Origin of the sequence: Bartonella sp. Raccoon60, assembly GCF_002022585.1 — a bacterium.
Lineage (GTDB): Bacteria > Pseudomonadota > Alphaproteobacteria > Rhizobiales > Rhizobiaceae > Bartonella > Bartonella rochalimae.
In genome coordinates, this window is sequence record NZ_CP019786.1 from 328,312 (window position 1) to 348,103 (window position 19,792).

Consider the following 19,792-nt stretch of genomic DNA (forward strand, 5'->3'; position numbering starts at 1 on the left):
CATTTTATCATCCTATGGAAGAGAAAAGAAGCATGTGTATTTATCAGTAGTTTATTACAGCTTATTACTGGTTTAGACAGTTGTTCATAACAATTTTAAATTGTAAAAAAATTTGGTGAAATTTTAATATTTAGTGAAGTTTTTATAAAAGTTAAGATGATTAGAAAGAGTCTGATGACAGATTTTTGAATGGATTTGCTCCAAATTGGATCATTTTTGAATATTTTTTGCCTTAATTTTTCCATTTTTATACTCAAATTGCAATTTTTTTTATGTTTTTTATAAACAATCATAAGAATTTCTTGTCGTTTAAAATATTTTATATAAAAAAACTGTGTCATTTACTTTAATGAGTGATGCGAGCAGACAATCAGGGAACCTCTCCCCCCCCCCGCGTGGATCCCTCAGATTGTCTAACCCGGCTGGAAGAATCTTTCAGTCGGGTTTTTTATTATATGAGTTCTATAACTTTATTCTTGAAAAAAGAAATAGGCTATCTAAGAATTTTGTTGAGTATAACAGGACAACCACGTTAATTAAGTACAACAAGCATAGGTTCGTATCAAAATTTATAAGGTTGGTTTTTAATTTCACGAAAAAATAGAAGAGGTTTAATGATATGAGACTTCGATATTTTATAGTGGATAGATTTTGTTTCTCTTAATATATGGATTATATAGAACATAGTATTCAATCTGTGCAGAAAATCTTGAACGGTAAACAGAGCAAAAAGGTGATTAATCAACTTCGTTTTTTAGAAAGAAAAAGAGAGCGTTATAAAAGATAAGTTTTGAGTACATGTTATATCTTGATTGTACTTTCTTAATATAAGAATTAAAATTTTGAGTTTAGTGTGTCTCTATGGTTTTTAGAATTAGTGAAGAATATGGAAAAATAGACTTAAAATCATTGGTAAACATATAATTGTCTTAAAATTATGCAGAAAATAATTAATAAGAGTTTACAGTAGAAGGATGTAAAATTTCTTCTGATACAGTTCTGATAACGATTTCAGCAAATTTTTGAGCTTGTTCATTATTTTGTCCGCTTGCAAGAGCAGAAGAAATAGCATCTTTACGCGCTTGATAAACAATTCCTTGTTTTTGTTGATCATTCATTTTGAAAAGGTGCATTGTAACATTCGGGAAAGATATTGCTTCTTCTAACTGCATATTCTTTGTTTTATTCATCTGGTGAGAAACAATTATTCTATTAAATACAAAGCGATAAGCTAGTAAACCAGCTATCAAGATAAATAGCAAAATCAGAATAATGTTACGCCAGCGGAATTTGATCATTTCTAAATCCTAAAATTATAACGTATAAGATTACATCTAAATCACATAATTTTTAAATTATAATTTCATATCTGCTATTTTGGAAATAATATATAAAAGACATATATTGTTCTTTTAAGATAAAATTCAATTATATTTTTATATGAATGTGTATTTAAAAATATTGATTACAATAAGTAATTTTTTGAGCACTGGTTTTTAGCCATTATATGCGATGAATGGAAGATTTCAGTTGATCTGATCACAATAGAGTGATGAAATTATTACTAATAAAACCTTGATAAGCTTGTGTTGTAAGTAATCGAATTGTCTCGGTGCTATTTTTCTAATTTAAATTTATTATCATAAGATATCAATGATAAATGTGTTATATTTTTTACTGTATAAAATGAAAAATATAATCAAAATTTTAAAAAATCCTTCTCTAACTATTAGAGATGTCTTGAAATTATCTTAATATTTTCATTTTTATGACGTTTTTTGGCTTTTTTTATTCAATAAAATACATTTTTAAAATCATTATGGTTCAGGTTACGAATGTATTAGTGAAGAGAGAAAGAATGCAATTTTTAAAAATCTTTTTTAGTACAGCATTTGCTGTATTTTTTGTGTTAAATATTAAAATAGCTTTTGCAGTAATTAGTATTGTAGATTCAAGTAAGAACTTAGAGTTCTCTTCTTCTAATTCTAAGGCTTCTGTTCGTCCTTATGAAGATCTTATCAAAAAAATTGCAATTAAACACAAAGTTCCTATAAATTTGGTGCATGCTGTTATCAGTGTTGAGAGCAACTATAATGCTCATACAAAAGGTTCTTCTGGTGAAATAGGATTGATGCAAATTAAACCGTCTACTGCACGATGGTTGGGTTTTAACGGTTCTGTAAAAGATCTTTATGAGCCTGCAATTAATCTTGAATATGGTATGCGTTATTTAGCGCGGGCGCATAAACTTAGTAGGGGAGATACGTGTCGTACAGTTCTTAAATATAATGCAGGTCATTCTGCAAAAAAAATGAATTCTATTTCAGCGAGATATTGTTCAAAAGTTAAAACATATTTAGCTTCATTAAAGCAGTAATATGCTTTGTAAGTAGTCTAATTATTTTGATAAGGCTTATAAAATATCCTTTTGTTGCTATTTTCACTTGGTGAAAAATATTGTATAAATAAAAAATCAGTCGGCTGGGCAGCCGCGCCTATTAAATATTAAAAAGTAATAGGTGAGGAAAGTCCGGGCTCCATGGAAAAACGATGCCGGGTAACACCCGGCGGGGGTGACCCTAGGGAAAGTGCCACAGAAAGCAAACCGCCTATTTTTATAGGTAAGGGTGAAAGGGTGGGGTAAGAGCCCACCGCACACTCAGTAATGAGTGTGGCAAGGTAAACCCCATCGGGAGCAAGACCGAATAGAAATGATGCGCAAGGCTTGACTTGCAGCCAGTTTCCAGGCGAGTCATTTGGGTAGGTTGCATGAGGCGGATGGTAACATTCGTCCTAGATGAATGGTTGCCATGTAAAGCATAACTTTACTAACAGAACCCGGCTTATAGGCCGACTGATATTTGATATATAATAAAAAATTTACATATATTTTGATAAAAGTGCATATTTTGAGAGTTTTTACGCTCAAAAATAAAGCATTTTTTTAAAAAATTATAACATTTCTTTAAGTATTAATAAGCCAATGTATATAGTGATTCAGCTTTAACTTGACTTGCTCTTTGTAGTAAAAATGAGAGTTAAAGTTTTGGCATATGATAATCTCATATGCCGTCGATGGTTAATGATTTTGTAAAACATAGATCAAGATGGGGTATTTTGAGAAGGCAGGATAGTGGAGTCGAACGCCATATTCCAGTATTGTTGCAGTCAGTATTAGCTGAGCTTGCACCATTAGCTGGATCAAAAGTGATTGATGGCACTTTTGGTGCTGGTGGTTATTCATGCGCCCTATTGAATGCGGGTGCAGAAGTTATCGCTCTTGATCGTGATCCTCATGCAATTCGTGAGGGACAAGCACTTGTTAATCAATTTTTTCCACGTCTCCGTTTAATTCAAGCAGAGTTTTCACAGTTGGATCATATAGTAGAAGAGAAAGTCGACGCCGTTATTCTTGATATTGGTGTTTCTTCCATGCAACTTGATGAACCTGAACGTGGTTTTTCTTTTCAAAAAGACGGTCCATTAGATATGCGAATGGGGCAGATTGGTTTTACAGCAGCTGATGTTGTTAATTATTTAAAGGCGGATGATTTGGCGCAACTGTTTAAAACATTTGGGGAAGAGCGTTACGCAGTTCGAATTGCTCGGATGATTGAGAAACGTCGTTGTATTCGCCCTTTTTTGCGTACAATTGATCTTGCTCATGCTGTTGAATCTTTAATAGGAAGAAAACCAGGCGATCATATTCATCCTGCAACGCGTGTATTTCAAGCATTACGCATTTATGTTAATAATGAGCTTGCCGAGCTTGCATGTGGTTTATTTGCTGCTGAGCGTGTTTTAAAAGCAGGAGGACGATTGGCAGTCGTTAGCTTTCATTCTCTTGAAGATCGCATGGTAAAAAAATTTTTCTCTGCTCGTTCTGGTCATAAAAAAGGATCACGTTATCTTCCTGAAATAAAATCAGCTCCAGCAACCTTTATTCCTTTGTTTAAAGGTGTGAAAACCCCAACTCAAGAAGAGTTACAGCAAAATCCTCGTGCACGTTCTGCGAGGTTGCGTATGGGGGTACGGACTCAAGAAGTTGCTATTGCAGCAGATATGAAATTATTTGGTTTGGCAGAAATTGTTCGTTTTGAAGGCAGTAAGAAATGATAATTTTTCGCACATTCGATATGATTTTAGTAGTGGTCATGATTTGTATAGCGGGCCTTACTTACAAGGTTAAATATGGGGTCCAAAAACAGATTGGTGAAGTGAAACGTATTGAGCGGGAAATTGCAGAAGAAAAAAATATGGTTAATTTGCTTCATACTGAATGGGCTGTAATGATTGATCCTTCACGCATGAGAAAACTTGCAGAACGTTACAAAAAAGAACTGAGTTTAGAGTTAATACGGCCACGTCAAGTTGTAAAGTTAAAAGATATTCCAATGCGTTTGCAAGATAAAATTGAAGAATTGATCAAGCAGAATACCTTTGAAGACGATGATAAAGCTTTTTTAGCTGAGAATCGTAGTGTTCATAGAAACAGTTTTGTTCAAAAAGGTGGGCGGTGATGCAATTGTCGTTCTTATTTTCACAAAAGAACAATTATTCAAATAATCAGTTAAAATCTTTACCTTCTTCTATGTATCAGCCGTATTCTAATCGTCCACGTTTGATTTTTGCTTTATTGTGTTTTCTTTTTCTTTATGGGCTTATAGGGAAATGCCTTATTTTTTATGGGATTAAAGGTGGTCAAATTGAAGGGGGAAAAGGGCCGTTGATAGTGCAATTAGCTTCTCGACCTGATATTGTTGATCGCAATGGGCGTTTATTAGCAAAAGATATTACAACTTATTCGCTTTTTGCTGAACCACGTCGTATTATTGATGTAGATGAGACGATCGAATTAATCTCAACAGTTTTGCCAAAACTGAATTGGCAGGAAGTCCATAAACGTTTAAAAAGAAATTCTGGTTTTTCTTGGATCCAACGTGGATTAACTCCAACGCAAAAGGCACAGATTATGGAACTTGGCATTCCAGGTATTGGTTTTCGTACTGAAATACGTCGTTTTTATCCAGGAGGATCTATAGCTTCACATATTCTTGGTATGGTCAATGTTGATAATCAAGGCTTAGCTGGCATGGAAAAATATATTGATGATAATGGATTGAGTGTTCTTCGTGCTACCGGTCTTGCTACAGAGGAATCATTGAAGCCAGTGCAACTTTCTATTGATATACGTGTTCAGGCAATTGTACATGATGAATTGATGGAAGCCATGAAACGTTATCGAGCAATTGCTGCGGGTGCTATTATTTTAAACATTTATACAGGTGAAGTTTTAGCATTGGCATCAGTGCCAGATTTTTCTCCTGCAAATCCTGTTGATGCTCTTAAAAGTGACCGCTTTAATCGCATGACCGCTGGAACTTTTGAAATGGGGTCAATTATTAAAAGTTTCACCACAGCAATGGCGCTTGATTCAGGGCTTTTTGATTTAAACAGTATTATTGATGCTTCCCAACCAATTCAAGCAAGTCGTAATCATTTTATTCGTGATTTTCATGGGAAAAATCGCCTTTTAAAATTGTGGGAAGTTTTTATTTATTCTTCTAATATTGGTTCTGCCAGAGAGGCATTGGCAATAGGAGTAGATGGACATCGTAATTTTTTAAAACGACTTGGTTTACTTGAGCGTATATCAACGGAATTGCCTGAAGTGGCCCAACCGATTTATCCCCATTATTGGAAGGATATCAATTCTATGACGATTTCTTTTGGACATGGTATGGCAACAACGCCATTGCAAACAGCAGTGGCTGCTGCTGCTTTAATGAATAGTGGTTTGTTAATTGATCCTACATTTTTAAAACGCTCTAAAAAAGAGGCTTTGAAATATGCTAAGCAGGTTCTTCATCCTCAAACAAGCCAAGATATGCGTTATCTTTATAAGTTAAATAGTGATATTGGTTCGGGGCGTAATGCAAAGGTAGTAGGTTATCGTATTGGTGGTAAGACAGGAACATCTGAAAAAGTTGAAAATGGAAAGTATTCTAAAGTAAAGAACTTTAATAGCTTTTTGGCTGCTTTTCCTATAGATAATCCTTCTTATATTGTCTTAACAATTATTGATGAGCCTAAGCCAGAAGATGGAAAACATTCAGCAACAGCAGCAATGAATGCAGCTCCAATGCTTGCCAACATCATTCGACGTTCAGCTATTTTTCTTGGAATAGAACCGGATTTTAAAAAAGAGTATCAACCAATTGTAAGAACAAAAAGCAATTTGAGATTACCGAAAACAACAATGAAAAACTAATATAAAGGTAAATAGCCGTGTTGCTTGGAGAATTATTTATAGAGTGTATTAAAGATGATTGTCTTGCCTCAATCGAAATTACAGGGATAAGTGCTGATTCTCGTCAAGTATTACCGGGTTATGTTTTTGTGGCCCTTAAGGGAAATCAAAGCGACGGCAAAAAGTATGTAAATGATGCCATACAGCGTGGTGCACGGGTCATTATTACAGATAATAATTTTGTTTTCGAGAACTTATCTATTCCCGTTATTCATGTGTTGGATGCACGTCATAAATTAGCTATAGCAGCTGCCCGTTTTTATAATTCTCAACCTGAAACAGTGGTTGCTGTTACAGGTACAAGCGGTAAGACATCGGTTGTGTCTTTTGTTCGGCAAATTTGGGAATATATTGGTTTTTGTGCTGCTAGTATAGGAACAGTAGGCGTTGTATCACCTAAACGTCATGATATTGGTTCTCTAACCACACCTGATCCAGTAATGTTACAGCGTTTATTATGTGAAATTGCTAATGATGAAGGTGTTACACATGCAGCCTTTGAAGCTTCTTCACATGGGCTTGATCAATGTCGGATTGATGGAGTGCATTTAGCGGCAGCTGCTTTTACCAATTTAGGGCGTGATCATATGGATTATCACAAGTCCATAGAGCATTATTTCCATGCTAAGATGAGACTATTTCATACGCTTTTACCGCAAGATGCACCTGCTCTTATCTTTGCAGATGATGTTTACTCACAAAAGGTTATCGATACTGTTAGACAAGCTCACCGGCAAGTTCTGACAATTGGTCGCACAGGAAAATTCATCACGCTTAATCGTGTTGAACATCAACGATTAAAACAACGTGTTGAATGTCGGATGGGAAATAATATTTATACATTTGATTTGCCACTTGCTGGTGATTTTCAAGTAACTAATGCACTTATGGCTGCAGGTTTAGCGATTGCGACAAATGCACCTCCAGATATGGTTTTTCGTTCTCTTGAAAAATTGCAAGGGGCACCTGGCCGATTAGAATTAGTTGGAAACACAGAAGATGGTGCACCTGTTTATGTCGATTATGCGCACAAGCCAGAAGCTTTAGAGCAGGTGTTACTTTCTGTTCGTCCTTTTACACAGGGATGTTTAATTCTTGTTTTTGGTTGTGGTGGTGATCGTGATCAAGGAAAGAGAGCTTTGATGGGAAAAATTGCAGGAAATAAAGCTGATATTGTGATTGTAACCGATGATAATCCTCGCACGGAAGCACCGGAGAAAATTCGAAAAGATATTTTACAAGCAGTGCCGGAAGCAATAGAAATAGAGGATCGTGGTCAAGCAATTGAGTATGCGGTGGGATTGCTGAAAGCTGGAGATACATTAATTGTTGCAGGTAAAGGTCATGAAAATGGACAAATTATAGGCCAAGAGATATATCCTTTTTCAGATCGTTTGAAAGTGATTGCTGCTTTAAAGGAGCGGAATAAGTGATAGCTTTATGGGATAAACAGGCACTCATTTCTGCAATGGATGGTTTTACAGTTGGATGTTTACCAGAAATTTTTTCTGGGGTTTCTATTGATAGTCGGACTCTTGTTGCAGGTGATGTTTTTTTCTGCATTAAAGGGCACCATCTTGATGGTCATGATTTTGCGGCGCACGCCTATGCACAAGGTGCTGGAGTTTTAGTGGTTGCACAAAATCGTTTAGACGAAATGAAAAAAATAACAGCTCCATTGATTGTCGTTCCCGATGTTTTGCAGGCATTAGAAAAGCTCGCGCAAGCAGCACGTAAACGTTCAAAAGCTAGAATTATAGCTATTACAGGCTCTGTGGGAAAAACAACTACAAAAGAAGCTCTTAAACAAGCACTTGAAACTGTTGGAAAGGTTCATGCTAATCTTGCTTCTTTGAATAATTGTTGGGGTGTTCCACTGACTTTGGCACGAATGCCTATAGATAGTGATTATGGTATCTTTGAAATTGGTATGAATCATAAAAATGAAATTCGTCCCTTGGTGAAGTTGGTTTGTCCGCATGTGGTATTAATCACTCGTATTGCAGCTGGGCATATGGAATTTTTCAAAGATCTTGAAGAAGTTGCAGATGCCAAGGCTGAAATTTTTGAAGGATTAGACAAAAATGGTATAGCTCTTTTAAACGCAGATGATCATTTTTTTTCTTATTTGCTTAAAAAAGCAAAACAATGTGGTGTGAAAGAAATTCGAAGTTTTGGCCGTTCTAATTCTGCTGATTATCAAGTGAAGGAGGTTCACCTTTTAGAGAATTGCTCTTGTATGGTTGTACATTTTGATCAGAAAGATATGATGATTAAAATTGGTGCGCCTGGTCAACATATGGTACAAAATGGTTTAAGTGTTCTTGCAGCTTGTGATACGGTTTGTGCTGATTTGGCACATGTTACGCTCGCTTTGGGTCGTTTTTCTCTTCAAAAAGGCCGTGGAGCTCTTTATAAGCTGTCTTTATCAAATGGTGGTATGTTTCATTTAATCGATGAAAGTTACAATGCTAATCCTGTTTCTATGAGGACTGCTCTTGATCTTCTTGCAACAGGACCAATAGGTGTAGGTGGGAGACGAATTGCTATTTTGGGTGATATGCTTGAATTAGGAGACCGTAGTGAAAAATTACATCGTGATTTGTTGGAACCTATTCGTGTTTCTGGTGCTGATTTGGTTTTTTTGGTTGGTAAAGAAATGGGCGTTTTAGCCAGTGACCTTTCTGCTTATGTTACTGTTTATCATGCTGAAAATATTGAGGAAATTGTTCCGCTTGTTTTTTCAGAAATTTCAAATGGGGATCTTGTTATGATTAAATCATCACACCATATTTATTTATCAAATATTGTGACTGAAATTCTTAACCGCTATAAAGTCATTTCTTGATAATTTTATTAGGTTTTTTCGCTATGATGCTATTTTTTTCCTTGCTGAATGATTGGATTCCAGGTGTTAATGTTTTTCGGTATATTACTTTTCGAACTGTTGCAGCTATCTTGACATCAGGTTTGATTGTTTTTTTGTTTAGTCCAAGTATTATTGCTTTTCTCAAAAGTCGGCAGGGGAAAGGACAACCAATTCGAACTGATGGACCTCAAACTCACTTTAAAAAAGCTGGAACACCTACTATGGGTGGATTAATGATTTTAATTGGTATTATGGTATCGGCATTTTTATGGTGTGATTTATTAAATATTTATTTTTGGGTTTCGTTATTTGTTATGCTTTCTTTTGGGATAATTGGTTTTTATGATGATTATCTTAAAGTGACAAAGCAAACGCATAAAGGTTTTTCTGGAAAAGCGCGATTAAGTTTGGAATTTGTAATCGCAGTCATTGCGTGTTTTATTATTTTAAAAGTTGGCTCACCAGGATTAGCTTTGCCTTTTGTAAAGGATTATTTTATTAATTTGGGTTGGTTTTTTATTCCTTTTACTGCTTGTGTTATCGTAGGTACTGGTAATGCTGTTAATTTAACGGACGGTCTTGATGGGCTTGCTATTGTTCCTGTGATGGTTGTCTCTTTATCTTTTGCATTGATTGCTTATCTGTCTGGGAATGTGAATTTTGCTGATTATTTACAAATTCATTATGTGGCAGGCACGGGTGAGTTAGCTGTTTTACTTGGAGCAGTTTTTGGTTCTGGACTAGGCTTTTTATGGTATAATGCACCTCCAGCAGCTATTTTTATGGGAGACACTGGTTCTTTGGCTCTTGGCGGGTTGCTAGGTGTTATTGCTGTTGCCACGAAGCACGAAATTGTTTTAGCTATTATTGGTGGACTTTTTGTTTTAGAAGCGATATCAGTTATTATTCAAGTAGGTTGGTTCAAACTGACGAAAACGCGTGTGTTTCTTATGGCGCCAATTCACCATCATTTTGAGAAAAAAGGTTGGACAGAAAGTCAGATTGTGATACGTTTTTGGATTATTACGATTGTCTTAGCATTGATTGGTCTTTCAACACTTAAATTGAGGTGAAATCTTGATTTCTGTTGAGTGTTATAAAGGTCAAAAAGTTGCTGTATTTGGGTTAGGGAAATCAGGAATAGCTACAGCAAAAGTTTTAATTGCTTGCGGTACAGAAGTAGTTGCTTGGGATGATAATTGTTCTAGTGTGGAAGCTGCTTGTGAGGAAAATATTCCCACAAAGAATCTGTATTATGAAGATTGGACAGAATTTGTTGCGTTGATTTTAGCTCCTGGAGTGCCTTTAACTTATCCAAGGCCACATTGGGTTGTTGAAAAAGCGCGTCAAGAAAATATCGAAATTATCGGTGATATTGAGCTATTTGTTCGTGCACGTAATCTTTTTTTACAGCAAAATGGTTTTGATGACCAGGATGTTCCATTTATTGCTATTACAGGTACAAATGGTAAATCAACAACCACTGCTTTACTTGCTCATCTTTTAGAAAAAATGGGTTATGATGTGCAAATGGGAGGTAATATTGGAACAGCAATATTAACGCTTAAGCCATTTGTAAAAAAACGTATTTATGTTATTGAATGTTCGTCATTTCAAATAGAATTAGCTCCGTCTCTTCAGCCAACTGTTGGTCTTTTGTTGAATTTAACACCTGATCATATTGATCGCCATGGTAGCTTTGAACGCTATGTGCAGGTCAAAGAACGCGTTGTTTCTAGAGCTTCTCGTGCTCTTATTTCAATTGATAGTTTGGTTTGCTGTGCTTTATATCAAAAGCTTTTTGATGAAGGTTATCCAATTGATCCAGTGTCTAAAGAGCATGTTGTTAAAAATGGTTTTTATGTAGAAGGAACAAAACTTTTTGCTATTTATCATGGGCAACATCATATGCTTGCAGATTTGGCAAATATAGCTTCGTTACGTGGAAGTCATAATGCAGAAAATGCTCTTATGGCTTTAGCAACTTTGCAGATATTAAAAATTACTACCTTAGATATAGAAGAGCATTTAGCAAGCTATTTAGGGCTTGCGCATCGAATGCAACAGGTGTGTAAAATTGGATCTATTTTGTTTATTAATGATAGTAAGGCTACCAATGCAGAGGCATCTGTTCCTGCACTGACTACTTTTAATAATATTTTTTGGATTGTTGGAGGGCAGGCAAAAGAAGGTGGGATTGATGCTCTTAAAGGATTTTTTTATAAAATTCGTAAAGCATATTTAATTGGTAGTGCAGCGGAAAATTTTGCGCGCATTATCGGTTCTGCTTTTCCTTTTTCGATGAGTTTGACTTTAGAAAATGCAGTCCGCGAAGCGGCTAGTGATGCAGCCCGTGATATGGAGAAAGAAGCTGTGGTTCTGTTTTCTCCAGCTTGTGCAAGTTATGATCAATTTAAGAATTATGAGGTACGTGGAGAGACTTTTGTTTCTCTTGTTATGCAGTTAAAGAAGCAAGAATTGTAAAAAGTTATTTTATGTTAACCGTCGAGAATCTTTTTGAGTGTAATTTAGATTAAATTGCTCATCAAAGATATTAGGAAAATCACATTATTTCTTTTAGATGTGATTATAAAAGGTAAAGTGAAGATGATGATAACTCGTGCAGATCGAGGCCCAATCTCTAATTGGTGGTGGACAATTGATCGCTCTATCTTTACTGCTTGTTTGATCCTTATGGGAATTGGTATCATGCTATCTTTTGCAGCTAGCCCCTCTGTTGCAAAAAAAATTGGAATTTCTGATAGTTTTTATTTTGTTCGTTGGCATATTATTTTTAGTATTCCTGCATTTGTGATCATGATTACTATTTCTTTTTTTTCGCCTCGTAATATTCGCCGCTTATGTATTTTGTTATTGTTTGCAACGCTTGTACTTATGATTGCAACTTTATTATTTGGTCTTGAGTTAAAAGGGGCACGGCGTTGGATTTCTGTGTTTGGTATTTCTTTACAAGCATCGGAATTTATGAAACCGGCTTTTGTTATTATATCTGCTTGGCTTTTTGCGGAACAGCTACAGCGTAAAAGCGTTCTTATCTGTATATTGGTTATTGCACTATATGTGATTTGTTGTACGCTTCTTATTTTGCAACCAGATATTGGTCAAACACTTTTAATAAGTGCAACATGGGGTGGCTTATTTTTTATTGCAGGTATGCCTCTTATTGTCGTCTTCTTATTTCTTATTTTGGGCATTTTAGGAGGCTTTTTAGCTTATTTTTTTGTTCATCATGTCCGTGAACGTATCAATGGTTTTTTAACAGGGGAAGGTAATACATTTCAGGTTGATGTAGGGCGTGAAGCTATTTTAAATGGTGGATGGTTTGGTAGAGGTCCTGGTGAGGGTACAGTGAAACGTATTATTCCTGATAGCCATACAGATTTTGTATTTTCTGTTGCAGCTGAAGAATATGGTATTATTTTGTGTTTATTGATTACAGCACTTTTTGGTTTTATTGTTATACGTTCTCTTTATATAGCGTTGAACACTCGTGATATCTTCACACGTTTTGGTATTGCTGGTATAGCAATGATAATTGGTTTTCAATCAGCAATTAATATGGCGGTTAATCTTCACCTAATGCCTCCAAAGGGTATGACGCTACCCTTTATTTCTTATGGTGGCTCATCTATGGTAGCAATTGCAATTTCGATAGGTATTTTACTGAGTTTGACACGTCGTTGGCCAGAAGCGCGTATTTCAACTGTTTTATCAACTTTTGTTTCGGATACTGCTGATGACACATAAAAAAGTTATTGTTTTATCTGCTGGTGGTACAGGTGGGCATCTTTTCCCTGCAGAAGCGCTTGCTGTTGAACTGAGAGAACGTGGATACGATGTTCATTTGATGACAGATAAAAGAGCTAAGCGTTTTATCCGCCATTTTGATGAGAAACATATTCATGTTATTTCATCGGCAACCTTTGTAAGACGTCATCCTTTTGCACTTATAAAAACATTTTGGTATTTGCTAAAGGGAATGTTTCAATCATGGATGCTTTTTTATAAATTGCAACCTGTTCTTGTCGGTGGGTTTGGTGGTTATCCTACCTTTCCACCACTTTTAGTTGCTACCTTAATAGGATATAAGACATTTATTCATGAGCAAAATGCTGTTATGGGACGTGCTAATAGATTATTGGCGTCTAGAGTCAATGCTATTGCCGGTGGTTTATTATCAGCTAACAGTGTTTATGCTCATAAAACATTCATAACAGGTAATCCTGTTCGTAAGGCTATTCTTCAAGCTGCAAAGATTCCTTATTGTCCTTCTATAGGTGAGCAACCATTTCATTTTTTGGTTTTTGGTGGAAGCCAAGGGGCAGCTTTTTTTTCACAAGTTGTTCCTGGAGCAGTTACCTTACTTGATCAAAGTATACGGAAACGTTTACGCATTGTTCAGCAGGTTTATGATGAAACCATAGATCTCATGAAAATTTATCATGATATGGGAGTGCAGGCAGAAGTTGCACGTTTTTTTGATAATATAGCTGAACATATCGCTCAATCCCATTTTATTATGTCACGTGCTGGTGCTTCGACAGTTTGTGAAATAGCTGTGATTGGTCGGCCAGCTTTATTTATTCCATATCCTTACGCTCTAGATCACGATCAAGCAGAGAATGCTGCTAAACTTTCTGAAATAGGAGGAGCACAGATTATAGTAGAAAAAAATTTAGATACGCAAAGACTTGCTTCTCTCTTGACAAAAGTTTGTTGTGAGCCACACTTATTGGAAAAACAAGCACTGTCTGCAAAAAAAGTTGGGCAACCTTATGCAACCGTTATTTTGGCAAATATGGTTGAAGCATTGATTTTAGAACGATCATTATTAGATATTAAAAAGGAGTTATTTGATGAAAATGCCGCTTAATATTGGCCTTATCCACTTTGTAGGAATTGGAGGTATAGGTATGAGCGGAATTGCTGAAGTTCTTCATAATCTTGGTTATAAAGTTCAAGGATCTGATCAAACTTATAACGCAAATGTTGAACGCTTACAGAATAAGGGAATTAATATTTGTATAGGACATCGTGCTGAAAATTTAGGAGCAGCGGAAGTTGTTATTATTTCTACTGCTATTAAGAAAACAAATCCTGAATATATTGCTGCCCAAAAAAGGCATTTACCAGTTGTTAAGCGAGCAGAAATGCTTGCTGAGTTAATGCGTTTTCGTCGGACAATTGCTATTGGTGGTACGCACGGAAAAACAACAACTACGTCAATGGTAGCTGCACTTCTTGATGCAGGTCATTTTGATCCGATAGTCATTAATGGCGGTATTATAAATGCTTACGGGACTAATGCACGTATGGGAGATGGGGATTGGATGGTGGTTGAGGCTGATGAAAGTGATGGGACGTTTTTAAAATTGCCAGCTGATATAGCAGTTGTTACCAATATCGATGTTGAGCATTTAGACCATTATGGCAATTTTAATGCTATACGTGAAGCTTTTCGGCAGTTTGTAGAAAATGTGCCTTTTTATGGTTTTGCCGTTATGTGTATTGACCACCCAGAAGTTCAGACATTAGCTAGTCGTATTCATGATCGTTGGGTGATTACGTATGGCGCAAATCCACAAGCAGATATTCGTTTTCTTAATCTTTCAATGGAGGGTCAAAAAGCGTGTTTCGATATTCTTATTCGATCACGAAAAACAGGTGAAAAAACTGAAATCAACAATTTGATTTTGCCGATGTCGGGGAAGCATAATGTTTCTAATGCTACTGCAGCAATTGCTATTGCACATGAACTCGGCATTTCACCTGAAGCTATAAAGAAAGGATTAGCAGAGTTTGGTGGTGTTAAACGGCGTTTTACGAAAACAGGGAATTGGAACGGAGTTGAGATATTTGATGATTACGGGCATCATCCAGTTGAAATAAAAGCAGTTTTGCATGCAGCACGTGAGAGCGCAAAAGGAAATATCATTGCGATTATGCAACCACATCGTTATACGCGCTTGTATCATCTATTTGATGATTTTTCTACTTGTTTTAATGATGCGGATACAGTGATGATTACACCGGTTTATGCAGCTGGTGAAGAGCCAATAGCTGGTTTTGGTTCTAAAGAATTAGTTGAGCATATTCAGATGGCTGGCCACCGTGATGTGCATCTGATTAATAGTTTAGAAGATATTATTTCTATTGTATCTAGGTTAGCTAAATCTGGTGATTATGTGGTTTTTCTGGGTGCTGGTAGCATCACACAATGGGCTTACGCACTGCCCGATCAATTAATGGTACTTGATAACAATGACAAATTTTCGGCCGATTGATGGTGAAGGGCTGTTAAAGAAATTACAGCCGGCGTTACGTGGTATACGAGGCAAATTAATGCCTAATGTCAATATGCGTAAGGTAACATGGTTTCGCACCGGTGGACTCGCTGAGATTTTTTATCAACCTTCTGATGAAGCAGATTTAGTTTTATTTTTTCAGTCTTTGCCTGAAACCATTCCTGTAACGATTGTGGGGATTGGTTCTAATCTTCTGGTCCGTGATGGAGGTATCCCTGGTATTGTTGTTCGTCTTTCCGCAAAAGGTTTTGGGCAGTTGAAGCAAGTGTCATCAAAACGCTTTTTGGTTGGTGCTGCGGTAGCGGGTAAACATTTGGCTGCAGCAGCTTTAGAAGCGGAACTTTCTGGTTTTCATTTTTATCATGGTATTCCTGGTGGTTGTGGAGGAGCATTAAAAATGAATGCTGGAGCTAATGGTATTGAAACTGCTGAGCGTGTTGTTGAAGTTTATGCGCTTGATCGTAAAGGACAACGCCATATATTGAGTGTGAACGATATACATTATTCTTATCGTTTTTGCGATGTTCCTGATGATTTTGTTTTTGTTGCTGCCTTATTGGAAGGGGAGCAAGGGAATAGACATCATATCCGCGCAGCTATGGAGGAAGTTGCTTTGCATCGGCAGAAGGTACAACCTATTCGTGAAAAAACAGGTGGATCCACTTTTCGTAATCCTGTAGGTACATCTGCATGGCGTGTTATTGATGAGGCTGGGTGCCGTGGTTTAAAAATTGGGGGTGCTCAAATGAGTGAGATGCACTGTAATTTTATGATTAATATTGATCAAGCAACAGGTTATGATCTTGAAAAATTAGGAGAAACAGTACGTGCTCGTGTTTTTGCTCATTCAGGACATTTATTACAGTGGGAAATACAGCGTATTGGCCAATTTGAACAAGATCGTATAGTCTCTCTTTTTGATCAGAATAATTGATTTTTTTATAACTAAAAAAATTGAGTCATTTCAAAGAGATAAGAAAAAAAATCTATTAAAAATCAATAAATTAACAGAGAAGCTCTTGCATCAAGCCCTTGAGTCTGATTCATTAGGGAGGACGCTAGGCTATTGATTCGCAAAGATAAATCTAGCTTTTTCCTATATATAGTATTTTTATTTTTATATATTCTGTATTTAGTATATGAAGAAGGATAAGTCGTTATGAGAGGTAAGCATATAGCTGTATTGATGGGAGGACTTTCATCAGAACGGTCTGTAAGTTTATCTTCTGGTTCTGCTTGCGCTGATATTCTTGAAGCTCATGGCTATTCTGTAACTCGTGTAGATGTTGATAGTCGTATTGCTTCTGTTCTTGAGAAATTACAACCACATATAGTTTTTAATGCATTACATGGTTCGTTTGGTGAAGATGGATGTGTTCAAGGCATTCTTGAATATTTGAAAATTCCTTATACGCATTCTGGAGTGATGGCGTCAGCATTAGCAATGGATAAAGGGCGGGCAAAAATTATTGCTGCTAGTGCTGGTGTTCCTGTTGCTCCTTCTTATGTAATGGATCGTTGTGCAATTGGATCACAACATCCTTTGGAACCACCTTATGTAATTAAACCTGTGCATGAAGGATCGAGCATTGGTGTTATTATTGTGAATGGCGATGAAGCATTTCCACCTCATAATATAGTAAGCTCTGAGCGGATGGATAAAGATGAGGTAATCGTTGAAAAGTATATTCCTGGTCGGGAGCTTAGTTGCGCTGTTTTGGGTGATGAAGTTTTAGATGTCTGTGAGATTATACCTGATCAACATTTCCAGTTTTATGATTATGATTCAAAATACAAGTCCGGAGGTTCTATTCACATTTGTCCTGCACAACTTTCATTAAATATTTACCAAAAAGTGCAAAGAATGTCTTTAGCAGCGCATCAAGCGATAGGTTGTCGAGGTGTTAGTCGTTCTGATTTTCGTTTTAATGAAGAAACGGAAGAGCTGATTTGGCTCGAAATTAATACGCAGCCTGGTATGACATCAACCTCTCTTGTGCCAGATATTGCAAAAGCAAGTGGTCGTACTTATAGCGACATTGTTAAATGGATAGTGGAGGACGCGTCATGTATGCGTTAAATGTTGGCGAAATGGGAATTTTAAAGGCGCTATCAACGCCAATTTTCCCACGTTTTTATCGTTGCTTTCTCCGATTTATATTGCAATTTGTATTTTCTGATATTCATGTGCCGCGTTATTTTGGCTCTTTTGCTGTTTTTTCTTTTTTCTTGCTTTCCTTATTTTATGGCATTGTTTCTAGCGGTCATGTGAATAGAATTATAAGGCTTGTGACATTAAATTTTGGTTTTGTGATTACTCATGTTGATATGAGTGGCAATAAAAATATGACAAAACAATATATTTTGAAGCTTTTAGGGCTTGATGTTCATCCATCAATTATTAGCTTTGATGTTGATAAAGCACGTTCTACTTTAGAACAACAAATTTGGATTCAATCGGTTGATATTCGGAAAATTTATCCTAACCGGATATGTATTTCAATGGTAGAGCGTGAGCCATACGCAATTTGGCAACATGATGGTGTAATGGATGTGATTGATGATACAGGGCGTATTATTTTACCATTTCAGGCGGGTTTAGTTCAGAATTTACCACTTGTTGTTGGTCAGGGAGCGCAAAGAGCAGCGAAGTTATTTATTCAGTCGTTGTTACCATATTCGCAATTCCGTGATCGTATTCGTGCTTATGTGCGTGTGGGTGATCGACGTTGGGATATTTTTTTAGAAAATGGGGTGCGTATTATGTTGCCTGAGCAAGGCGCTGTTGAAAGGCTTGTTGCTCTTTTAAAGACAAATACGGCAAAAGATCTTTTTTCTCGCGATGCTTTAAGCATTGATTTACGTCTTTCTGATCGAATAACGATTGCTTTGTCAGATGAAGTGTTAGCACAGCATCGTGCGACGGTAATGGAAGAAGAACGTATTTTAAAGGTATTAAAAGAAAGGAATATATGATGTTTTTGAAATCACATCATGGGAGGGGGCGCAAGACGCGTTTTCTAACAGTTCTTGATGTGGGTTCAAGTAAGGTTGTTTGTCTTATTGCTTGTTTACGTCCTTTGAAATATCCGCAACATTTACACGGTCGTACACATTTTATGGAGGTTTTGGGTTTTGGTGTACAGCGCTCGTGTGGAATTAAATCTGGTGTTGTTATGGATATGCTTGCAGCGGAACAATCAATACGTTTAGCTGTTAATGCTGCAGAGAAAATGGCTGGTTTGGTGGTAGATTCAGTTATTGTAAATTTTTCCTCAAACCGATTAAAAAGTACTTTTGTTAACGGTACAGTACATTTGGGCGGGCGTGAAGTTACTGCGCGTAATATGCGTATGGCCTTGGCAAATGTTTCGCGTAAAGCTTTTGAGGCTGAACGGCATATTATGCATTCCGTTCCGATATCTTATATATTGGATGGAGATAAAGGAATCTCTGATCCCGTTGGAATGATGGGTGAATTGTTTGGGGTGGATGTGCATGTGGTGACAGCAGAAACAGCATCTTTACGTAATTTGGAAGCTTGTATTAATCGTGCTCATTTAAGTGTTGAAGCAATGGTCGCAACACCTTTTGCGAGTGGTCTTGCAGTTTTGATTAATGATGAGGCACGTTTAGGAGCTGCATGTATTGATTTTGGGGCTGGAACAACAACATTTTCAATATTTTCTGAAGGGAAATTTGTTCATGCAGATACACTTTCAATTGGTGGGCACCATATAACTCTTGATGTTGCACGGGGATTGTCTATGTCTATTGAAGAAGCAGAGCGTTTAAAAGTTATGTATGGTTCAACGCTTTCAGAAAGTACTGATGCTCATCATATGATTAATGTCGCTGAAATTGGAAATGAGCGAACTCAATATCCATGTGCAGTTCTTAGTCGTATTATTCGGGCGCGTGTTGAAGAAATATTAGAAATGCTTCGTGATTGTTTGAGTTGTTCTGGGTTTGGTCATATTGTTGGTAAGCGGGTTATTTTAACTGGAGGAGCAAGTCAGTTAATTGGGTTGCCAGAGATGGCGCGTAATATATTAGGAAGAAATGTTCGTATAGGGCGGCCTTTAGGTGTTTCTGGGCTTCCTGCTTCTGCAAAAGGAGCGGCGTTTTCGTCAGCTGTTGGATTGTTAATCTATCCGCAATTAGCGGGTTTTGAAGAAAAAACAATTCATACAACAGTGAGACAATTATCAACTGGCACAGGTGGGTATTTTCAACGTGTCGGTCAGTGGTTGCGTGAGAGTTTTTAGTAGGTCTATTTGGGTATTA

General features: G+C 36.7%; 16 protein-coding genes and 1 other RNA gene. 16 read left to right on the forward strand and 1 reads right to left on the reverse strand.

From position 1 onward, the window contains the following. Positions 1-950: 950 nt before the first annotated feature. The gene (locus Bra60_RS01300) at positions 951-1,298 is read right to left on the reverse strand and encodes a hypothetical protein (protein WP_078688366.1); all 348 of its coding nucleotides are present in this window, start codon (positions 1,296-1,298) and stop codon (positions 951-953) included. 560 nt (positions 1,299-1,858) lie between these two features. On the opposite strand from Bra60_RS01300, the gene Bra60_RS01305 reads away from it, so the two are divergent. The 16 genes from Bra60_RS01305 (at position 1,859) to ftsA (ending at position 19,773) form a co-directional block, all read left to right on the forward strand. Then, positions 1,859-2,377, forward strand: a complete 519-nt coding sequence (locus Bra60_RS01305; RefSeq protein ID WP_078673626.1) for a lytic transglycosylase domain-containing protein — start codon at positions 1,859-1,861, stop codon at positions 2,375-2,377. A gap of 96 nt (positions 2,378-2,473) precedes the next feature. Beyond that, positions 2,474-2,862, forward strand: an RNA gene (gene rnpB / locus Bra60_RS01310) — RNase P RNA component class A. A 213-nt stretch (positions 2,863-3,075) separates the two neighbouring features. Continuing rightward, positions 3,076-4,116, forward strand: a complete 1,041-nt coding sequence (rsmH, locus tag Bra60_RS01315; protein ID WP_078689027.1) for a 16S rRNA (cytosine(1402)-N(4))-methyltransferase RsmH — start codon at positions 3,076-3,078, stop codon at positions 4,114-4,116. Beyond that, positions 4,113-4,520, forward strand: coding sequence for a cell division protein FtsL (gene ftsL / locus Bra60_RS01320; RefSeq protein WP_078688367.1), 408 nt, complete (start codon positions 4,113-4,115; stop codon positions 4,518-4,520). The genes rsmH and ftsL overlap by 4 nt, the downstream gene beginning before the upstream one ends. Further along, positions 4,520-6,271, forward strand: coding sequence for a peptidoglycan D,D-transpeptidase FtsI family protein (locus tag Bra60_RS01325; protein ID WP_078698008.1), 1,752 nt, complete (start codon positions 4,520-4,522; stop codon positions 6,269-6,271). Before ftsL ends, Bra60_RS01325 begins: the two co-directional genes overlap by 1 nt. A 17-nt stretch (positions 6,272-6,288) precedes the next feature. After that, entirely contained in the window at positions 6,289-7,743 is a 1,455-nt protein-coding gene (locus Bra60_RS01330) for a UDP-N-acetylmuramoyl-L-alanyl-D-glutamate--2,6-diaminopimelate ligase (protein WP_078688368.1), read from the forward strand. Further along, positions 7,740-9,158, forward strand: a complete 1,419-nt coding sequence (locus Bra60_RS01335; RefSeq protein WP_078688369.1) for a UDP-N-acetylmuramoyl-tripeptide--D-alanyl-D-alanine ligase — start codon at positions 7,740-7,742, stop codon at positions 9,156-9,158. Before Bra60_RS01330 ends, Bra60_RS01335 begins: the two co-directional genes overlap by 4 nt. Positions 9,159-9,181: 23 nt before the next feature. After that, a complete protein-coding gene (mraY, locus tag Bra60_RS01340; RefSeq protein WP_078689028.1) occupies positions 9,182-10,252 on the forward strand; it encodes a phospho-N-acetylmuramoyl-pentapeptide-transferase in 1,071 nt (356 codons plus the stop codon). Between the two features lie 4 nt (positions 10,253-10,256). Continuing rightward, positions 10,257-11,663: a UDP-N-acetylmuramoyl-L-alanine--D-glutamate ligase gene (gene murD / locus Bra60_RS01345; RefSeq protein WP_078688370.1), complete on the forward strand. Its 1,407-nt coding sequence runs from the start codon at positions 10,257-10,259 to the stop codon at positions 11,661-11,663. Between the two features lie 126 nt (positions 11,664-11,789). Further along, on the forward strand, positions 11,790-12,947 hold the full coding sequence (locus Bra60_RS01350; protein ID WP_078674088.1) for an FtsW/RodA/SpoVE family cell cycle protein: 1,158 nt from the start codon (positions 11,790-11,792) through the stop codon (positions 12,945-12,947). After that, the gene (murG, locus tag Bra60_RS01355) at positions 12,937-14,073 is read left to right on the forward strand and encodes an undecaprenyldiphospho-muramoylpentapeptide beta-N-acetylglucosaminyltransferase (protein WP_078688371.1); all 1,137 of its coding nucleotides are present in this window, start codon (positions 12,937-12,939) and stop codon (positions 14,071-14,073) included. The genes Bra60_RS01350 and murG overlap by 11 nt, the downstream gene beginning before the upstream one ends. Continuing rightward, entirely contained in the window at positions 14,057-15,484 is a 1,428-nt protein-coding gene (gene murC / locus Bra60_RS01360; RefSeq protein WP_035006186.1) for a UDP-N-acetylmuramate--L-alanine ligase, read from the forward strand. Before murG ends, murC begins: the two co-directional genes overlap by 17 nt. Then, the gene (murB, locus tag Bra60_RS01365) at positions 15,462-16,439 is read left to right on the forward strand and encodes a UDP-N-acetylmuramate dehydrogenase (protein ID WP_078698009.1); all 978 of its coding nucleotides are present in this window, start codon (positions 15,462-15,464) and stop codon (positions 16,437-16,439) included. Before murC ends, murB begins: the two co-directional genes overlap by 23 nt. Before the next feature lie 225 nt (positions 16,440-16,664). Further along, positions 16,665-17,585, forward strand: a complete 921-nt coding sequence (locus Bra60_RS01370) for a D-alanine--D-alanine ligase (protein ID WP_078688373.1) — start codon at positions 16,665-16,667, stop codon at positions 17,583-17,585. Beyond that, complete coding sequence (locus Bra60_RS01375; RefSeq protein ID WP_442856035.1) at positions 17,552-18,481, forward strand: cell division protein FtsQ/DivIB; 930 nt, start codon at positions 17,552-17,554, stop codon at positions 18,479-18,481. The genes Bra60_RS01370 and Bra60_RS01375 overlap by 34 nt, the downstream gene beginning before the upstream one ends. After that, positions 18,478-19,773, forward strand: coding sequence for a cell division protein FtsA (gene ftsA / locus Bra60_RS01380; RefSeq protein ID WP_078688375.1), 1,296 nt, complete (start codon positions 18,478-18,480; stop codon positions 19,771-19,773). Before Bra60_RS01375 ends, ftsA begins: the two co-directional genes overlap by 4 nt. The last annotated feature ends 19 nt before the right edge of the window (positions 19,774-19,792 follow it).

Bases quoted from the DNA above. Each gene is read 5' to 3' on its own strand.
- Bra60_RS01300 (WP_078688366.1), bottom strand. From the start codon at position 1,298: ATGATCAAATTCCGCTGGCGTAACATTATTCTGATTTTGCTATTTATC.
- Bra60_RS01305 (WP_078673626.1), top strand. From the start codon at position 1,859: ATGCAATTTTTAAAAATCTTTTTTAGTACAGCATTTGCTGTATTTTTT.
- rsmH (WP_078689027.1), top strand. From the start codon at position 3,076: ATGGTTAATGATTTTGTAAAACATAGATCAAGATGGGGTATTTTGAGA.
- ftsL (WP_078688367.1), top strand. From the start codon at position 4,113: ATGATAATTTTTCGCACATTCGATATGATTTTAGTAGTGGTCATGATT.
- Bra60_RS01325 (WP_078698008.1), top strand. From the start codon at position 4,520: ATGCAATTGTCGTTCTTATTTTCACAAAAGAACAATTATTCAAATAAT.
- mraY (WP_078689028.1), top strand. From the start codon at position 9,182: ATGATGCTATTTTTTTCCTTGCTGAATGATTGGATTCCAGGTGTTAAT.
- Bra60_RS01350 (WP_078674088.1), top strand. From the start codon at position 11,790: ATGATAACTCGTGCAGATCGAGGCCCAATCTCTAATTGGTGGTGGACA.
- murG (WP_078688371.1), top strand. From the start codon at position 12,937: ATGACACATAAAAAAGTTATTGTTTTATCTGCTGGTGGTACAGGTGGG.
- murC (WP_035006186.1), top strand. From the start codon at position 14,057: ATGAAAATGCCGCTTAATATTGGCCTTATCCACTTTGTAGGAATTGGA.
- murB (WP_078698009.1), top strand. From the start codon at position 15,462: ATGACAAATTTTCGGCCGATTGATGGTGAAGGGCTGTTAAAGAAATTA.
- Bra60_RS01370 (WP_078688373.1), top strand. From the start codon at position 16,665: ATGAGAGGTAAGCATATAGCTGTATTGATGGGAGGACTTTCATCAGAA.
- Bra60_RS01375 (WP_442856035.1), top strand. From the start codon at position 17,552: ATGGATAGTGGAGGACGCGTCATGTATGCGTTAAATGTTGGCGAAATG.
- ftsA (WP_078688375.1), top strand. From the start codon at position 18,478: ATGATGTTTTTGAAATCACATCATGGGAGGGGGCGCAAGACGCGTTTT.